Raw genomic sequence first — 17,483 nt, 5'->3', positions numbered from 1 at the left:
ACGAAAGGAGACGAGTAACATGGCTGTACCAAATCATGTCAAAAAAACTGTTAAGAATACATTTCTTTATACGATTGTAACACTAGCATTAATTTGGGCACTCCTCCCAATTGTCTGGATGGTCATGTCATCAGTAAAAACCGAAGCAGGAATGTTTTCGATGCCTCCTAAGTTCTTCTTTAAGCCAAATTTTGAAACATTTAAATTCATGTTTTCAGAGGAAGGGAACTTTTTTAGCTTTTTAAGTAATAGTGTCATTGCATCAGTACTCTCAACCATGATTTCTTTAGTGTTAGGTACTTTAGGTGGGTTTGCCTTAGCTAGAGGCAATTTTAAAAATGAAAAGGCCTTATCTTTCTGGATCATTAGTACTCGTATGGCACCAATTCCTGCTGTTATTTTACCGCTATACTTAATGTTTTCAAAGCTAGGTTTAATTGGTACAATGCCAGGTCTTCTTTTTGCCTATACCACTTTTAATCTACCATTTGCTTTATGGATGATGATGGTCTTCTTTAAAGAAGTACCTCAAGCATTAGAAGAGGCTGCAATGATTGACGGGTGCAGTCGTTTCCAAGCATTTTGGAGGATTGCCCTTCCACCAGTAGCACCAGGTTTGGTTGCAACAGGTATTTTATGCTTAATGTTTTCTTGGAATGACTTTATGTTTGCTTCTGTGTTTTCAGGACATGACACACAAACAGTGCCTGTAGCAGCTTCTCTATTAATCACGCAAAATGGTATTGCGTGGGGGCAAGCAATGGCAACAGGAACAGTTATTATTACACCAATGGTTATTGCTGGTTTAGCAGTAAGAAAATACCTTGTTAAAGGATTGTCTATGGGAGCTGTCAAATAGAATAATCAAAAGGAGAATGGATATGAGTATTCAAAATAAAGAAAGACCGATAGAAAAAATCGAAGTACCAAATGTGATGAAAGCAGCTGTAATGAATAAACCATTTGATATTGAAATACAAGAGGTTGCAGTTCCAAAGGTTCAGGGTGAGGAAGTATTGGTTAAGGTAATGGCTGTTGGTGTTTGCGGTTCGGACATTCATTACTATGAACATGGGAAAATTGGTCGTTACGTTGTAGAAAAGCCAATTATTCTTGGTCATGAATGCGCAGGAATTGTAGCAGAGGTCGGTGAGAATGTTACAAAAGTTAAAGTCGGAGATCGTGTGGCTATTGAACCAGGAATTACTTGTGGTAGATGCGATTATTGTAAAGAGGGCAGATATAATCTTTGTCCAGATGTTCAATTTTTAGCAACTCCCCCTGTAGATGGAGCATTTGTGCAGTACATTAAACATCGTGAAGATTTTTTATTTCCTATTCCAGATGATCTTTCGTTTGAAGAGGCTTCATTGGTTGAACCATTTTCAGTAGGTATACATGCGGCCACACGTTCAAAGCTACAACCTGGTTCAACTGTAGCAATTATGGGGATGGGACCTGTTGGTTTGACTGCAATTGCAGCTGCTAAAGCCTTTGGAGCTTCAAAAATCATTGTTACAGATTTAGAAGCTAATCGTCTAGAAGCTGCAAAAAAGTTAGGGGCAACTCATGTAATCAATGTATTAGAAAACGATCCAAATGAAGAGATTTTTAACATTACAAACGGAAAAGGGGTTGACGTTGCATTTGAAACGGCGGGTAATCCTAAGGCATTAAAATCAGCTCTTCAAGCTGTCAAACGCGGTGGGAAAATGGCAATTGTCGGACTTCCCCCACAAGATGAAATCGGTCTTAATGTTCCATTAATAGCAGACAATGAGCTTGATATTTTTGGTGTTTTCCGCTATTCAAACACATACCCTAAAGGAATTGAGTTTTTACAATCAAAATCGACTGATTTAAAATCCTTGATTACAGATCGTTATTCCTTAGAAGAAACAAAGGCAGCAATGGACAGAGCACGTTTAAATAAAAAAGCGAGTTTAAAAGTAATCGTTTATCCAAATGGGATTATTGAAGAGTAAAGTCAAATGCACGGAAAAGAATCGAAAAGTATAGGGGATTAATAAACAAATAAGAGGGGATATCACAACCAAAAAGTACTAGTGAGTGTAAAGTGTTAGTCTATCCATTTAATTAATCTATTAATATTCCTGTTTTCATAGATTTTAAGTTTAATATATAATAGGGCATAAATAATATTCTAAAAACTTAAAATTCTATGAAACGGGGAGATAGAATGAGTAAAATTCAATTACTTAGCTCAAGACAGGAATCATTACTACGGACACTATTATTTACAACTACACCTGTTTCCTATAAACAAATATCTACCCAATTAAAATTAAGTACACGAACGATCCAGAGGGAAGTTTCCGCTTTAAAATCAATCTTAGAAGATTTTAATTTGAAAGTTGTAAGTAAGATGGGCTCTGGTATTATGATTGATGGTAATCTTGAAGACAAAGCTTTGCTTGATAAAACAATGTTAAAGGCAAATACATTCCAAATTTATTCCCCTGAGGAAAGACAAGAGGGTATGTTATTTGACTTACTTATTGCCACTGAACCCATTAAGTATTTCTTGTTGAGTAATAAATATGGAGTAACTGAAGCCACTATTAGTAACGATTTAGATAAGCTAGAATCTACGTGTAAGCAAAATAATTTAACGATTATTCGAAAAGCAGGTTTTGGTGTTTTGATTGATGGACTAGAAAATGACAAAAGATCTGCGTTATCTAAACTGCTTCATAAAGATATAACCTTTGAAGAGTGGTTTGAGTTATTTCAACTTTCAGAACAGGAGGAAAAAACAATTGAAAGCAGTCAACTTAATCAATCAGTTTGTAAGCGATTACGAAAATTTGTAGAAACTTCTAATATTTTAAAGGTAGAACATGCTGTAAAAGAAGTTCTTGACTCTCAAACTGTTATTGAGTTGTCTGACCGAAGTTATGTCAATTTAATTGTACATCTTATATTAGCGATGGAAAGAATTAATCATCAAGTTAATTATGTTAGTGAAGATGAAAATATATTACCTGAGATTGAAACAATGGAAGAGTATATCGTAGCAAAACAAATTGTCCAAAAATTAGAGAGAATCTTACATATTTCGATTCCTAAAAATGAAATTAGTTATATTACTCTCCATTTGTTTGGGGCTAATTTTTCTCAACAATATAATTCTTCAACCTTTAACAGTGATAACGACATTGAATGGTATGATTTAACGCAAAGCTTTATTCATGCTGCTGAAAAAGAGCTTTCAATTTCACTTAAAGAAGACTTATCCCTTTTTGAAGGATTGCTGGCACACCTAGTTCCCTCTGTAAATCGATTAAAATTAGGCTTGCAAATTCATAATCCAATGTTGAAAGATATTAAACAACGCTATCCTGATATTTTTTCAGCTTGTCAAAAGGCAGGGGTTACGATATCTACAAAGATAGGAAAAGAAATACCTGAAGACGAAATTGGTTATTAAGCAGTTCACATTGGTGCATCAGCCATTCGGATGAAAGAACATACAAAACATATCTATAAAGCAGTAATTGTTTGCGCTAGTGGAATGGGAACATCTACTTATTTAGCATCTAAAGTGGAAAAGGAGATAGCTAATCTCCAAATTGATTCCATATTATCATTAACTGAATTAAAAGATAAGATCAACAATCGCTTAATTGATCAGGTCATTATTTCTACTGTTTCATTACCATTTTTGCATCCTGATAATTATATCTTAGTCTCTCCGTTCTTGAGTGACGATGAGATCAATCTGATTTATAACAAATTAGGATCGTTTGCAATAAAAAATGAAGAAGTACCCAAGGAAAATACAGAACCGAATACATTATCGATGGTAGGATCGGCAAGGTATGGAGAAGGAATGGTCCAAATCTTGAGGAATCTCACTGTTTTCGAATTACCAGCGAGTTCCGCCAACTTGAAAAACGTAACAGAGCTATTAAGTAATACTTCAATCGTAGTAAAACCAAAACAAGTCTTGCTTGATTTAGATAGGAGAGAAAAGCAGGGTACATTTGTCTTAGATAATCTAGCGATGGTCCACGCAAAAACATCTGGTGTGAGTGAACTACTTCTTGCAGTTTTTCATTTTAATGGTTCAACCATTTGGGATGGATTTGAAATTCAATCTTTGTTATTGTTAGCTGCACCTGTTGATGCCCCGAAAGAACATATAGAAATGATTAGTGTGATAAGTGCTAATTTAATAGAAGAGCCATTCCTTCATGTACTTTTGAAAGGGACAGAGGAAGAAATTAAAACTGAAGTGGAGTCTCTTTTATCAAATGCTTTTTTCACAAAAGTAAAAGCCTTATTAAAGGAGCCTAGCACTAAATGAGGAAATTTGGACAATTACTCAGTGCGATCATTTACCAAAACATTGCAGTCATTATTGCAGTTGGGGTTATTCACGAGTTATTCGGAATTTATGGTTATTTTTATAATGACAGAATACTACTTCTTGTTAACCCAATTTATGAGACACTATTACCTATTCTATTAGCCTATTCAGGTGGTAGGTTAATAGGCGGTGGACGTGGTGCTGTTGTTGCTGCTTTAGTTGTATACGGATTAACATTGGCTAGTTCTGTACCAATTATTATCGGTGCCATGATAATTGGTCCATTTACTGGTTTTGTCGTAAATAGAATTGAACGACAATTAAAAGATAGAATACCAATCGGTTACGAATTATTAATTTCAAATGTAATAACTGGAATTGTCGGTGTTTTTTTAACAATCATTTGCTTCTTATATGTAGGGCAAACATTGTCAGCAGGAATAAAATTTATAAATAGCATGGTACAATCGCTTATTTATTCCGAATGGTTACCGTTAACTGCAGTAATTATAGAACCAGCAAAAGTGTTTTTCTTTAACAATGTCATTAATTATGGGGTTTTAACTCCTTTAGGAATCCAGCAAGCAAAGGAGCTTGGAAAGTCTATTTTTTTCCTAATGGAGTCAAATCCAGGTCCTGGTTTTGGCGTTTTATTAGCGTATTTTTTCAGGGCTGTTCGCGGGAAAAGAAAGTCAATTAAGCTTTCGATGGCTATACAATCAATAGGTGGAATTCATGAAATCTATTTTCCATATGTATTACAAAATTGGAAGTTGCTTTTTGCTGTAATAGGAGGTGGGATATCAGGGAATTTGGTTTTCCAAAAGTTTAATGTTGGATTAGTATCCATTCCTTCTCCAGGCAGTATCGTTACAATTATTGGGATGAGCCCGAGATCTGATATACCAGGTATAATCATCGGAATATTTATTTCAGCTATTGTATCATTTCTGTTATCATATGTAATTTTAGGTCGTTCTTCGCTTAGTTCGATAGATCAAGAGTTTGAAACACAAATGGCCACGATTAATACATTACAAAATATCGACCATTTTTCTAAAGTCAAACATACAATCGAGATTAAAAAATCGGAATTGAAAATAAATGAGATTGAAGCAATTGATTCTCAAAAACCAATTAAAAGGGTTTTATTTGTTTGTGAAGCAGGTATGGGATCAAGTTCAATGGGGGCTGCAATGCTAAGAAAAAAGCTAAAACTTGCTGACTTAGAAATTGACGTAAATAATACATCGCTTCAGGATATTGACTCTAACGTTGATTTAATTATTTGTCATCAAGCATTTTTGAAAAAAGTGCAAGAAGCTGCTCCAGATAAAATCCACTACTCTCTTCAATCTTTTACAAACTTTCAAGAGTATGATCAAGTTGTTGAAAAATTAAAGGCAGCAGAAAAGTTTACTAACAAGAAATAGGCGGTGAAAAATGAACGTAAAATTGGGGATTTCAACTGGATTTACAATTAAACGTTGGGCTCATCCGGTGGACTGGGTTCGATTAGTAAAAGAGGAACTAGGTTTGGATATTATCCAATTTTCTTTTGACCAAATAGATCCGAGATCAACAAACGATTTTATTAATAAATATTGTGATCTCGTACGTTATGAATGTGATAAATATAATGTAACTCTTCATTCGACTTTTACAGGACTATCAATTTATTCACACAATCTACTTTATCATCCACTACTAGAAGGAAGGTTAGATGGCATTGATTGGTTTGAAAAGGCATTTGCTGTCACACAAAGACTAGGGTGTAACGCAACTGGAGGTCCATTTGGTGGAATGGATATTTCTACTTTCTTAAATAAAAACAATAAAAATAGCATCATTCAAGCTAATGCGGAAAAGTTATTAATCAATCTATTAAAAAAAGCAAAAAAATATGGTGTGAAGGATTTTTATTGGGAAGCAACACCAGTAGAACGAGAAGGATCGATAACAATTAAAGATACTAAAGCTTTTATTGAAAAAATAAATGATCTAGCAGGGGAGGAAGCAGCAACATTTTCGCTTTGTTTTGATGTTGGGCATACGACAAACCCTATTCTTAGCACAGAAGACAGTAATCCATATCAATGGATCGAATCACTTTATGATCATATTCCAATAATTCACCTGCAACAAACCGATGGTCGCTTAGACCGCCATTGGGCATTTACAGAACAAAAAAATAGAATTGGTACAATTAATCCAACTAAATTATTTGATTCCCTTGAAAAGACTAAAAAAGATGAAGTTATTCTCCTGCTAGAAATTGGTCATCCTTTCGAACAAGATGATAATCTTGTTTTAAAAGAAATTAAAGAGAGCGTCGATTATTGGAAAACAGCTTTGAGCACTAAAGGCTATATAGGGAGGGAAAAATAATGGAACAACTAAAATCTTTGATGCTAGAAGAATTAAAGACTGCATTTTCATCGATTAAAGATGAAGATATTCAAGGGTTTATTGACGAAATTTCTCAGGCTCGTAAAATATTTTTATATGGACTTGGAAGAGAAAGATTGATGCTTCAAGCATTTGCGATGCGGTTGATGCATTTAGGATTAGATGTACACGTTGTTGGGGATGTCACAACACAAAGAATACAAACTGGTGATTTGTTTATTTCAAGTTCTGGAACTGGTTATTTATCAACTGTTGAAGCCCTTTTGAAAATCGTAAAGGCAGAGAATGCAAGAGTCGTTTTTATGACAGCATCTGACGAATCACCGTTATTGCAATATGTAGATCATCTTGTTCACATTGAAGCACAAACTATGAAAGATGATATTCAAAAACGGACATCACCTCAACCGATGGGGGCTTTATTTGAGCAGGCACAGCTACTGCTATTTGAGCTAATTGTCGTAAAATTAAAAGAGAAGCTTTCAGTCTCAGAAGAAGCAATGGAAGTTTATCATACGAATCTAGAATAATAAGGTTTTTAGATTAGACGAATCATATAATGAGCCTAAGCCTGATTTAACAAGGCTTAGGCTCATATAATATGGATCATTCATATTCTGTGATTTATCTAGGGTGGATATATGAGTAGGTCGGTCAATTTTAGTTGACAGCAAATGAATTTACTTTACCTTTGTCGTATTCAAGATATCAATTATATATGGGGTAATTCCTTCAGATGCTTCCTCGTTCAAGTAATGGATCGTAAACCTGATTAATTTTCCATCAATCTCTTTCACGACAATATTTGTCTGTGTTTTGCTATTTGTTCCATGGAGAAAAAATTCGGCATCTTGATAAAATGGGTGACTAATCCGTTTAGTTGAGTATTCAGTTATCTTGTTTCCTTTTAAATAGGCAATTGAATTTTCCTTAACATCAACCATGTTCGCTTTTGCATCTAATACTTCAATTCTTGAAAAATAGGAATCATTTTTTGTGTATTGGACAATGAACCTTCTTGGTTCTTCAGCGTCAAAAGTAAAGCCATCTTTAACTGTTACTTCTACGCTTACTTTTGAAGCATCATATTTTTCATCAACAGACTCCATTTTTCCATTCTTAGCCACGATCAGTTTTTGGCCGATAAAAATAGTGTTTGAGGTTAAACTGTTTATTTCCTTTAACTCACTAACAGTAAGTCCGTAATTCTTTGCAATGCGATAAAGTGTATCCCCTTTTTTAACAATAACATTTGTAGGAATGATTAGTTTTTCACCAGTGTAGATCGTATTAGAAGTAAGCTGATTTATATGTTTTAGTTGTGAGACAGTTGTATCATATTTCTTTGCAAGGCTGTATAACGTGTCGCCTTTTTTAATTGTAATCGTAGTTGGAATGATAAGCTTTTCGCCAAGCGTAATGGTTGTAGAAGTAAGATTATTTACTAGCATGAATTGTGAAACTGATAGATGACTTGCTTTAGCAAGACTATATAACGTATCGCCCTTTTTAATTTCATAGATAGTTGAGGCATCTGCTTGAGTATGTCCAAAAGTAGCTGCAGTAGCTAAACCTAATGTTAAAACTGCAATTTTTAACAGCTTAAACTTATTGTTCTTCATGATAATCCTCCAATATTTGTGTTGATTTACACGGAAGGAGTAAGTGTTAACTTAGATAGCAGGGTTATGATTTGTTTCCGTATTACTATATAAGACGCAAGATCATACAAATGAGTTTCATATGGTTAAGCCTAACTTTAAAAGAAACATTTTACGCTTGGGATGAATGATTCTCTTAAAAAGAAAAAATCTCCAAAAGTCTCTTTTTACTCGAGATTTTGAAGAATTCAATAAAATTATTCTAAATTCGCGTGCCTACTAAACATAGAGTCAGAGTTTAATGACTTTTTCTCCATATATCTTAAGATTAGGGCATCATAGAATACTAACAATGTTTGTTCGAATAAAGATGCCATCGGCTGTATTGTCTTATATTGACTTGTTTCTTTATCTTTAGGTGAACCTGGTAGCTTCACAGTTATATCTGCTAGTTTGCCAATTGTTGATTCAGGTATAATTGTAACGATCGCTACTTTAGCTCCAAGACTTTTTGCTTTTTCAGCCATTGAAACTAAACTTTTCGTTTCGCCAGAACCTGAACTAATTAGAAGCAAATCATTTTGTTCAACATTTGGAGTAACCGTTTCGCCTATGACATATGAGTTGATCCCCATGTGCATCATTCGCATAGCAAAGGATTTCGCTATAAGGCCTGACCTACCAGCACCTGCAACAAAGACTTTTGATGAAGTTGTCATCATATTAACTAAGCTTTCAGACTCTGCATCTGAAATTTGATTGGTTGAATGATTTAACTCGTCGATCACTCTTGATAAATAGTAAGATGTTTCCATGAATTTATAACCTAACCTTAAACAAGTGCTTTTTGCTTCACTAATTTCTGCATCTGTGCAGCAACGCCCTTTTTATCTTCTTGACTAGTAATTCCACCACCTACGATAACTAGGTCTGGCTGAACAGAAATCACTTCTGGAAGTGTTTCTAATTTGATTCCACCAGCAACAGCTGTTTTTGCATGTTTGACAACACGTTTAATCTTTCTTAGTTGTTCAAATGAATTTTCACCTGCTGCTTGAAGGTCATAGCCAGTATGAACGCAAATATAGTCTACACCTAGTTCATCAACTTCTTTAGCACGTTGTTCAATATCTTTTACATTGATCATATCGACCAGTATTTTTGTTCCTTGTTTCTTTCCTTCTTCTACAGCACCTTTAATCGTTGCATCATCTGTTGCTCCAAGAATAGTAACGATCCCTGCACCTGCTTCAGAGGCTTTCATCACTTCATATCCACCAGCATCCATCACTTTTAAATCTGCTAAAACAGTTAACGAAGGGAAAGCTTCTTTGATTTCTTTTACCGCTCTAAGTCCTTCATTAATTACAACAGGAGTACCGATTTCCACGATATCAATATGTTCCTGAACCTCGCGTACCACTTGTTTTGCTTCTTCAATATTTACTAGATCCAATGCCAATTGTAGTTCCATAATAATTCCTCCTAAAGTGTTATAGTTCGTGCTTAGCTACAATTATCATTTAAAATGATTAGGAATAATAGTACGCACTTTAAATACATATAGTGTCTAAAAGTATACTATGGGCTATAATAAGGGGTGAGGTGATGGTTATGAGTCGTTTTGATGAAAAAATATTTAATTGTGAAAAAGAATTGACATTAAATGTAATTGGCGGTAAATGGAAGATGTTAATTATGTGGCATTTAGGGAAAGATGGTACACTTCGTTTTAGTGAATTAAAAGCGTTAATCCCTGGCATAACCCAGAGAATGCTAGTCAATCAATTACGAGAACTTGAGGAAGATTTTATCATACATCGTGAAGTTTATCCTGTTGTTCCTCCAAAGGTAGAGTATTCTCTGACAGAACAAGGGCAAACGTTAATGCCAATTCTTGAAGCTATGTATGAATGGGGTAAAAATTATCGTTCAAAATATTTTGAACATCTACAAATAAACGATGAGGCGATTAAATAGTGCCGGTCAATTTTAAAAGTAAAAAGCGTAAAGCAAGGGGCGGCCTGGCTTTACGTTTTTTTGCATTCAACATTATTTATTATTCTGAATAAAGGATTTTATTAAGTTCATAGGGAGATAAAACTGATCTTTATTTATTTTCAGCAGCATCTCTTCATTTTCAATAACTGCTGTTGTTTCTTTATAAGCTGTTATTTCTTTATTTAGTCGCTCCATCTTTTTATCTAATGCAGTGGCAGTTAAAGCAGCTTCTTTTAGCTCTTGTACGAGTCTATTTGGTACTTCCTTATTGTATTTGTAGTAGATTTTATGTTCTAAGCTTGCCCAAAAATCCATTGCAATTGTCCGAATTTGGACTTCTACGTAGACCAAATCCTCACGGTCAGACATAAATATTGGAATTTCTAAGATGAGGTGAAGGCTTTGATATCCATTAGGTTTAGGATTCTTAATATAGTCCTTCCGTTCAATTACCCTAATATCCTTTTGGCTTTCAAGCATTTTACTCAACTCATATATATCCGAAATAAATGATACAGAAATTCTAATTCCTGCAATGTCTCTTATTGATTCTTTTATTGAGTTGAAGGAAAAAGAACATTCCTTTTTAACAACCTTTTTAAAAATACTTTCAGGTGATTTTAATCGGGATTTTATATGTTCTATTGGATTATAATCGTGAATATAATTAAACTCATCCTTCAAAATATTAATTTTTGTATTCATTTCATCTAAAGCAAACTTATAGGCCATCATGAACCTAGTCATTTCAACTTTCATTTTCTTTATCTCGTTAAGATCAATATGCTCTGTATTCAATAGCTCTAGTCCTTTCATCGTATGCTTGTCTATTTTATGTTCAATTTCAACTGTTGTAAGACGTCTGGAGGAAACACCAAACGGCATATCACTTTAGCTAGTTCACAGTAGTCTACTTGGTTACCACATTCTGTCATCTTTTCTGGGATTTTATCTGATAACACCATAATAGACCAGGATACTGTATCCAAATCTAAATCATCCCATATAATTCCTTGTTCTCTAGCATTCTTTAAACTCATAAGAATTCTTGCATGTATTTTATTTCTAGCCTCAGCTACAACTTCTGCTAATTGAGAATCCTTTAACAATAATTCAGGTAATACTCGATGCAATCCTAGTCGATTAAGTCGTTTGTAATGTTGTTCTAAAAGTGTTGCAAAAAATGATTCTGGATCAACATTAGTCCAGTTTGGTTCAGGTGGAAGCAGCTTTTCCAATTGATCCTCCAAAAGAGACATCATAAGTTGCCGTTTATCTGTGAAATATCTGTAAAATGTTCCTGTTGCCACCCCGGCATGTGATGCGATCTCCTTAGCATTGGTTTGCTCGTATCCTTTCTCAATAAACAAAGCACGGCCACTTTCAAGTAACGCATCTCTTTTTTGCTGGGATCGTTTTTGTTTTGGTAAAGAAGGATATTCCCCAACTAGTTGTTCATCTTCATGCTCTGACATAGTATCACCTCAGCATTATCATAACATAAAAAACCAAAATGTGAACTTGGGTTCATATTTATTGACACAGCAATATCGAGATGTAATACTTGAACTATAATTCAATAAAAGCGATAAAAAGGATAGGACATATTTAAAAATGGAGGAAAAAAAGAGTATCGTGGTTAGTTATTACTAGACTAGTATTTTCCTACTTCCTTCATTAAAATTTCATTTCTTATTAAACTGGTTTTAATTAAATATAAAAATGGAGTGTAAAGTAAAAATGACAACTAATCATCTAGCTAAAGAAGGAGATAAAGTCCTCTTTGAACGCAACGGATTGGTTATAATCGGTGAAGTCTTTAAAGTAAGAGAGGCAAGTGTCATCGTAACAATAAGCAAATCTGATGCAGAAGGAATAAATGTTGAAACACCACTAACAGTTGTTTCCCACAAAAACTATCAACTTATTAAAAACTAGCTAGAAAGGTGTGAAAGTAGATGACAGCAGAAACTAATCATCCAATCACTGTTGATTCAACAATTTCTTTGAAAGGCATAGTAAAAGCAATTTTTAAAGATACGATTCATGTCCAAATAGGTGGAAAGGTTATTACTTTGCCCATTTCGAATGAGGGGAAATTAAATGGGGATAATGTAAAATCAGTATAAAACATATTTATATGGTTGATTTCCTAATAAAAAGCGCAAAGTAATGGAGCGTACTCCTTACCTTGCGCTTTTTCTATTTTACATTATAGAATTTAGCATTAGTGTTTTGAGAAAGTAAAAAACGAAAAATCACTTTTATATTTTTGCTTATTGATCAAGAGATAATTACCTGTGTTTACTTTGTGGCCTTACATGATTTTCTTATTATCAACTCAGTATCGACAAAAAGTTTTATCTTTTCAACTTCCTTGTTATCAATTTCTCTAATAAGTTTTTCAACTGCTAATAAAGCAATTTTATCTTTTTTTACATGTATTGTAGTAAGTTCCGGGGTGATAACCTGTGATTCAAAGATATTATCAAAACCAATAATTGAGATATCCTTCGGAACATTAAGGCCTAATTCAGTTAATGATTTTATTACACTAATTGCCATGTAATCGGCTTCGCAAAATAGTGCAGTTGGAAGGTGATTAAGACGATCTTTTATTTTATCTTTAAATTCTTCTTGAGAAGAAATTACAGTAGGGTTTACTGAAAAATAGTTTTTTTCAGCTATTTTTACACCACTCTCAGTAATTGCTTGTATAAACCCCTTTTTCCTCATATCAAAATTATACATTCTTGTTTGTGATTCCACATACCCAATATTTTCATGACCTAACTCGACTAAATATTTACCTGCCTGATATGCTCCATAAACATTATTCATTACAACAAAGTTAACATCTAATGTTTCAAAACAAGTATCTAATACAACCAAATTGGGCTGAATAGATGAGACAAGTTTAATTTGTTCGGGTGTTAAGTTCGTACCTAATAATAAGATACCAGCAGATTTTTGTTCTTTTTCAAGCCTAGATATTTCATCTTGAAGATTTTCGATATTGATCGATGAAACCATAAGCGAGTAACCACTAGAACCAATTTGTTTATCAATATTGTTAATTAGTTCCATAAAAAACGGAAGTGATTCATATTGTTCGGTAACAATCCCTTCATTTGTACAGGCAACAAACCTTAATAGTTTTGAATTTGATTGAAAATATTGGTCTGCTTTAACAATAGGGCGAGGGATATATCCATGTTCCTGGGCTATTCTTAAAATTTTTTCACGTGTTTCTTGACTTACTCCATTTTTTCCATTTAGCGCTAATGAGACAGCAGATTTGGAAACGTTCGCGAGTTTAGCGATATCATCTATTTTCATGAAATGACTGCACCTACTTATACAAAATTATTTTATTTATTTATATAAACGAAATTAAATCAATTATATCATAAATAAAATTCATTTAGTTGTAGTTTAGTTCGATAGACGAAAAAAAATCTAATATAAATAGCCGTATATTAGGATATGTATATAAATGCATAGTATGAAAGTGAATGATATTACTTAAATGAATTTATAAAACAACTAAAATATAACTAAATTTTTCTATATAAAATATTGACTGATAAATTTATTGTTGCTATTATACAGTCAAGGAAGTAATAATCACTAAATAAGTTTAGTATAAATATAAAGTGTACGACTAAATGGTGGTGTATAAACACCTAATTATATTTGAATGCGCTTTATTTTAGTCAATCTTGCTAAATACTAGAAAAAAATAAACTAAATTTAAAGGTGATGAGGATCCTTCAGTATCACGATTAATGATTTTTAATAAATTACAAATTTAGAAAGATTGTCAGATTACTATTCGGAATAATAGTTTGTTTAAATGACCAGGAGGTTTGGGGAAATGGAAAAGTTAAAACTAGGATATGCGCCAACACGTAGGTTTACATTTAGTAAAGAGGATGCATTAAAATACAAAAATTTAATTAGAGAAAAGATGGAAAGCTTTGGAATGGATATTGATATCGTTGATTTGGAAGGGATAAACGAGGAAGGTTTGTTACATGAGCGACATGAAGAATCAGCCATTATTAAACGATTTAGAGATGCTGAAGTCGATGCATTGTTCTTCCCTCATTGTAACTTTGGGACAGAAGATGTTGTTGCACGAATAGCTAAGGCAATTGGAAAGCCAGTATTACTTTGGGGACCAAGAGATGAAGCACCACTAGAGGATGGAATGCGTCTACGTGATACACAATGTGGAATTTTTGCAACAGGTAAAGTGTTAAGAAGATTTAATGTTAAGTTCACCTATATTACAAATTGTCGAGTAGATGACCCAATTTTTGAAAGAGGATTTAAGAACTTTATAGGTGCAGCAAATGTCGTAAAACACTTTACGAATCTACGAATCTTACAAATTTCAACAAGACCATCCGATTTTTGGTCAGTTATCTGTAATGAAGGTGAATTGTTAGAGACCTTCGGAATTCAAATTCACCCGATCACGCTTGATGAGTTGAAAAAAGCAACATTAAAAATCGAAAAAACGGATAGTCCAGAATTAGATGAGGCGATGAACTACATTAAAGAAAAGCTTGATTGGAGTGCAGTCACAGAAAATGATGTTCGTCGAATAGCGTCATTAAAAGTTGCCATGAAGCAATTGGCAACAGATACAAGAAGTACTGCGATAGCGATTCAATGTTGGTCTACATTACAAGACATTATTGGAATTATGCCATGTTTAGCAAATGCTATTTTAACAGATGAGCAAATCCCTGTCACATGTGAAACAGATATTCATGGTGCCATTACATCGATCATGGTTCAAGCAGCAACCTTAAATACAGAGCCTACTTTCTTTGCAGATATTACAATTAGACATCCTGAAAATCCTAATGGTGAATTATTATTCCATTGCGGTAACTTCCCAGTGTCGTTAAGTGTTGAAGAAAAGCCGAAGTTAAATAAACATTTCTTATTTGATGATCACTCGCCAGGTACTCATGAAGGACAAATTAAAGGTGGGGATATGACACTTGCTCGGTTTGATGGAGACCATGGTGAATATTCAATATTCCTTGGCAAAGCAAAAGGTATCGAAGGACCGTTTACTAGAGGCTCATACGTCTGGGTGGAAGTAAACGATTGGCCATTATGGGAAGAAACGTTAGTGAAAGGTCCATATATTCACCATTCAGTTGGTATACATGCGAACGTTATCCCAGTTCTTTTTGAAGCTTGTGAATATATTCCTGGTTTAACACCAGATCCAGTAGATCCAACAGTTGAAGAAATAAAAGCATGGTTGCGAGGAAGCGATCTTAATAAATAATCAAAGTAGGAGGGTTTACCCATGGCAGAAATCACCTTTTTAAAAAGAAAAGCAGCTGAAATACGAATGGAATTATTAACAATGATCTATGAAGCAAAAACAGGACATACCGGTGGCTCGTTATCAAATACAGATATCCTAACGGTTTTATACTATAAAATCATGAATATTGATCCAAACAACCCAAATTGGGATGAACGTGATCGTTATGTACAAAGTAAAGGACATTCAGTTGAATCCTATTGGGCAATATTAGCGGATAAAGGCTTTTTTCCTAAGGAAGAGTTAAAAACGTTTTCTCAATTTGGAACTAGATTAATAGGACATCCAAATAATAAAGTGCCAGGTGTAGAAATGAATACGGGTGCTTTAGGTCATGGACTACCAATTGCTGTTGGAATGGCTTTAGCAGCGAAACTGGATGGAAAGTCTTATAAAGTATACACATTAATGGGTGATGGAGAGCAAGCTGAAGGCTCTGTATGGGAAGGTGCCATGGCTGCCTCGCAATACAAGCTTGATAATCTAGTAGCCATCATTGATCGGAATAAATTACAAATTACAGGTAGCACGGAAGATGTCATGGGACTAGAACCGCTGGGAGATAAGTGGAGAAGCTTTGGTTGGGAAGTTGTAGAAGTAGATGGTAATGATGTAGAGCAACTAGTGGAAGTATTCTCAAATACGCCTAAAGTGGTGGGGAAGCCGACAATGATCGTTGCAAACACAGTGAAAGGGAAAGGGATTTCATTTGCTGAAAATGTAGGGGCATGGCATCATCGTGTTCCAACGAAAGAAGAGTACGATTTAGCTATGGAAGAACTTTCACAACAATTGGAGGTTTTAGTATGAGAAATGTTGCTTTAAAAACTACTAGTACCAATAAGGTAGCCAATCGACAGGTCATCAGTGATACTTTGTTAGAGTTAGGAAAAAAGGATAAAGATATATTAGTTCTTACAAGCGATTCTAGGGGATCTGCGTCTATGGTACAATTCGGCAAAGAACTACCAGATCAAATTGTTGAAGTTGGAATTGCAGAACAAAACATTGTGGGAATGGCTTCAGGTCTAGCCCATGCTGGGAAAAAACCATTTGTTGCCTCACCAGCATGTTTCTTAAGTATGAGAAGTATTGAACAAATTAAGGTTGATGTTGCCTACTCCCAAACAAATGTAAAATTAATTGGTGTTAGTGGTGGTGTGAGTTATGGTGCACTAGGAATGTCACATCACTCTGTACAGGATTTAGCAGTCACTAGAGCCATTCCAGGTTTAGATGTCATGATGCCCGCAGATCGCCATGAAGCGAAAAAAATGATTGAAGCGTTAGTTGACTATGACCGACCGGTTTATGTTCGAATTGGACGTAATCCAGTCGAAGATTCCTATCTTTCAGATGACTATGAATTTGAAATCGGAAAGGCCGTCACGATGAAAGAAGGTACCGATTTAACTATAGTTGCTAGCGGTGAAACGGTTCGCATCGCTTTAGATACTGCCGAAGCATTAGAGCAAGATGGGATTAATTGTCGAGTCATTAATATTCATACGATCAAACCTTTAGATGAGGTAGCGATCATCAAAGCAGCAATGGAAACCGGTAAGATTATCACAATTGAAGAACATAGTATTTATGGTGGCTTAGGTGCAGCAGTAGCTGAAGTTGTAACTCAAAATCATCCTGTACCAATGAAAATTCTTGGTATCCCTGATGAACCAGCAATTGCCGGAACGACAGGTCAAGTATTTGACCATTACGGACTAAGTGTTGAAAATGTGAAAAAAGTAGCGGGACAACTGTTAGCTGCTAACTAATAGAGGTG

General features: G+C 34.5%; 19 protein-coding genes. 13 read left to right on the top strand and 6 right to left on the bottom strand.

The window, feature by feature from the left end:
- Positions 1-19 precede the first annotated feature (19 nt).
- The 7 genes from I7822_RS03375 (at position 20) to hxlB (I7822_RS03345) (ending at position 7,272) form a co-directional block, all read left to right on the top strand.
- The gene (locus I7822_RS03375; protein ID WP_207975366.1) at positions 20-859 is read left to right on the top strand and encodes a carbohydrate ABC transporter permease; all 840 of its coding nucleotides are present in this window, start codon (positions 20-22) and stop codon (positions 857-859) included.
- A gap of 22 nt (positions 860-881) precedes the next feature.
- Positions 882-1,985 carry a sorbitol/xylitol/iditol dehydrogenase GutB gene (gene gutB / locus I7822_RS03370; protein WP_243459243.1) on the top strand — a complete coding sequence of 368 codons (1,104 nt, stop codon included), beginning with the start codon at positions 882-884 and terminating at the stop codon, positions 1,983-1,985.
- Between the two features lie 215 nt (positions 1,986-2,200).
- Entirely contained in the window at positions 2,201-3,451 is a 1,251-nt protein-coding gene (locus tag I7822_RS03365; RefSeq protein ID WP_207975365.1) for a BglG family transcription antiterminator, read from the top strand.
- A 30-nt stretch (positions 3,452-3,481) separates the two neighbouring features.
- On the top strand, positions 3,482-4,330 hold the full coding sequence (locus tag I7822_RS03360) for a PTS sugar transporter subunit IIA (RefSeq protein ID WP_207975364.1): 849 nt from the start codon (positions 3,482-3,484) through the stop codon (positions 4,328-4,330).
- Entirely contained in the window at positions 4,327-5,766 is a 1,440-nt protein-coding gene (locus tag I7822_RS03355) for a PTS transporter subunit EIIC (RefSeq protein ID WP_207975363.1), read from the top strand. The genes I7822_RS03360 and I7822_RS03355 overlap by 4 nt, the downstream gene beginning before the upstream one ends.
- A 10-nt stretch (positions 5,767-5,776) precedes the next feature.
- Entirely contained in the window at positions 5,777-6,721 is a 945-nt protein-coding gene (locus I7822_RS03350) for a sugar phosphate isomerase/epimerase family protein (RefSeq protein WP_207975362.1), read from the top strand.
- Positions 6,721-7,272 (top strand): 6-phospho-3-hexuloisomerase, encoded by a 552-nt coding sequence (gene hxlB, locus I7822_RS03345; RefSeq protein ID WP_207975361.1) that lies wholly within the window; start codon positions 6,721-6,723, stop codon positions 7,270-7,272. The genes I7822_RS03350 and hxlB (I7822_RS03345) overlap by 1 nt, the downstream gene beginning before the upstream one ends.
- 150 nt (positions 7,273-7,422) lie before the next feature.
- Here hxlB (I7822_RS03345) and I7822_RS03340 read toward each other — a convergent pair whose 3' ends face one another.
- The 3 genes from I7822_RS03340 to hxlA form a co-directional block, all read right to left on the bottom strand.
- Positions 7,423-8,364 carry a LysM peptidoglycan-binding domain-containing protein gene (locus tag I7822_RS03340; RefSeq protein ID WP_207975360.1) on the bottom strand — a complete coding sequence of 314 codons (942 nt, stop codon included), beginning with the start codon at positions 8,362-8,364 and terminating at the stop codon, positions 7,423-7,425.
- A 236-nt stretch (positions 8,365-8,600) separates the two neighbouring features.
- Positions 8,601-9,158: a 6-phospho-3-hexuloisomerase gene (hxlB, locus tag I7822_RS03335; protein ID WP_207975359.1), complete on the bottom strand. Its 558-nt coding sequence runs from the start codon at positions 9,156-9,158 to the stop codon at positions 8,601-8,603.
- Between the two features lie 17 nt (positions 9,159-9,175).
- Positions 9,176-9,817 carry a 3-hexulose-6-phosphate synthase gene (gene hxlA, locus I7822_RS03330; protein WP_207975358.1) on the bottom strand — a complete coding sequence of 214 codons (642 nt, stop codon included), beginning with the start codon at positions 9,815-9,817 and terminating at the stop codon, positions 9,176-9,178.
- Between the two features lie 140 nt (positions 9,818-9,957).
- On the opposite strand from hxlA, the gene I7822_RS03325 reads away from it, so the two are divergent.
- A complete protein-coding gene (locus tag I7822_RS03325; protein ID WP_207975623.1) occupies positions 9,958-10,323 on the top strand; it encodes a winged helix-turn-helix transcriptional regulator in 366 nt (121 codons plus the stop codon).
- Positions 10,324-10,395: 72 nt separating this feature from the next.
- Here the strand turns inward: I7822_RS03325 and I7822_RS03320 are convergent, their stop codons facing one another.
- Both I7822_RS03320 and I7822_RS03315 read right to left on the bottom strand, forming a co-directional pair.
- On the bottom strand, positions 10,396-11,103 hold the full coding sequence (locus tag I7822_RS03320; RefSeq protein ID WP_372442100.1) for a GTP pyrophosphokinase: 708 nt from the start codon (positions 11,101-11,103) through the stop codon (positions 10,396-10,398).
- Between the two features lie 68 nt (positions 11,104-11,171).
- Positions 11,172-11,819, bottom strand: coding sequence for a TetR/AcrR family transcriptional regulator (locus I7822_RS03315; protein ID WP_207975357.1), 648 nt, complete (start codon positions 11,817-11,819; stop codon positions 11,172-11,174).
- A gap of 265 nt (positions 11,820-12,084) precedes the next feature.
- On the opposite strand from I7822_RS03315, the gene I7822_RS03310 reads away from it, so the two are divergent.
- Together I7822_RS03310 and I7822_RS03305 are read left to right on the top strand one after the other, a co-directional pair.
- Entirely contained in the window at positions 12,085-12,282 is a 198-nt protein-coding gene (locus I7822_RS03310) for a DUF2187 family protein (RefSeq protein ID WP_207975356.1), read from the top strand.
- Between the two features lie 20 nt (positions 12,283-12,302).
- Entirely contained in the window at positions 12,303-12,473 is a 171-nt protein-coding gene (locus tag I7822_RS03305; RefSeq protein ID WP_207975355.1) for a hypothetical protein, read from the top strand.
- A gap of 175 nt (positions 12,474-12,648) precedes the next feature.
- Here the strand turns inward: I7822_RS03305 and I7822_RS03300 are convergent, their stop codons facing one another.
- Entirely contained in the window at positions 12,649-13,683 is a 1,035-nt protein-coding gene (locus tag I7822_RS03300) for a LacI family DNA-binding transcriptional regulator (RefSeq protein ID WP_207975354.1), read from the bottom strand.
- A gap of 538 nt (positions 13,684-14,221) precedes the next feature.
- On the opposite strand from I7822_RS03300, the gene I7822_RS03295 reads away from it, so the two are divergent.
- Genes I7822_RS03295 through I7822_RS03285 form a run of 3 tightly spaced genes read left to right on the top strand, consistent with a single transcriptional unit; the run spans position 14,222 to position 17,475 of the window.
- Positions 14,222-15,658 (top strand): L-fucose/L-arabinose isomerase family protein, encoded by a 1,437-nt coding sequence (locus I7822_RS03295; RefSeq protein ID WP_207975353.1) that lies wholly within the window; start codon positions 14,222-14,224, stop codon positions 15,656-15,658.
- 21 nt (positions 15,659-15,679) lie between these two features.
- Positions 15,680-16,510: a transketolase gene (locus tag I7822_RS03290; protein WP_207975352.1), complete on the top strand. Its 831-nt coding sequence runs from the start codon at positions 15,680-15,682 to the stop codon at positions 16,508-16,510.
- On the top strand, positions 16,507-17,475 hold the full coding sequence (locus tag I7822_RS03285; RefSeq protein WP_207975351.1) for a transketolase family protein: 969 nt from the start codon (positions 16,507-16,509) through the stop codon (positions 17,473-17,475). The genes I7822_RS03290 and I7822_RS03285 overlap by 4 nt, the downstream gene beginning before the upstream one ends.
- Positions 17,476-17,483 lie beyond the last annotated feature (8 nt).

The organism is Metabacillus bambusae, assembly GCF_017497975.1.
In the GTDB taxonomy this organism is placed as follows: domain Bacteria; phylum Bacillota; class Bacilli; order Bacillales; family Bacillaceae; genus Metabacillus; species Metabacillus bambusae.
This window is presented reverse-complemented; position numbering and strand designations above follow the sequence as displayed.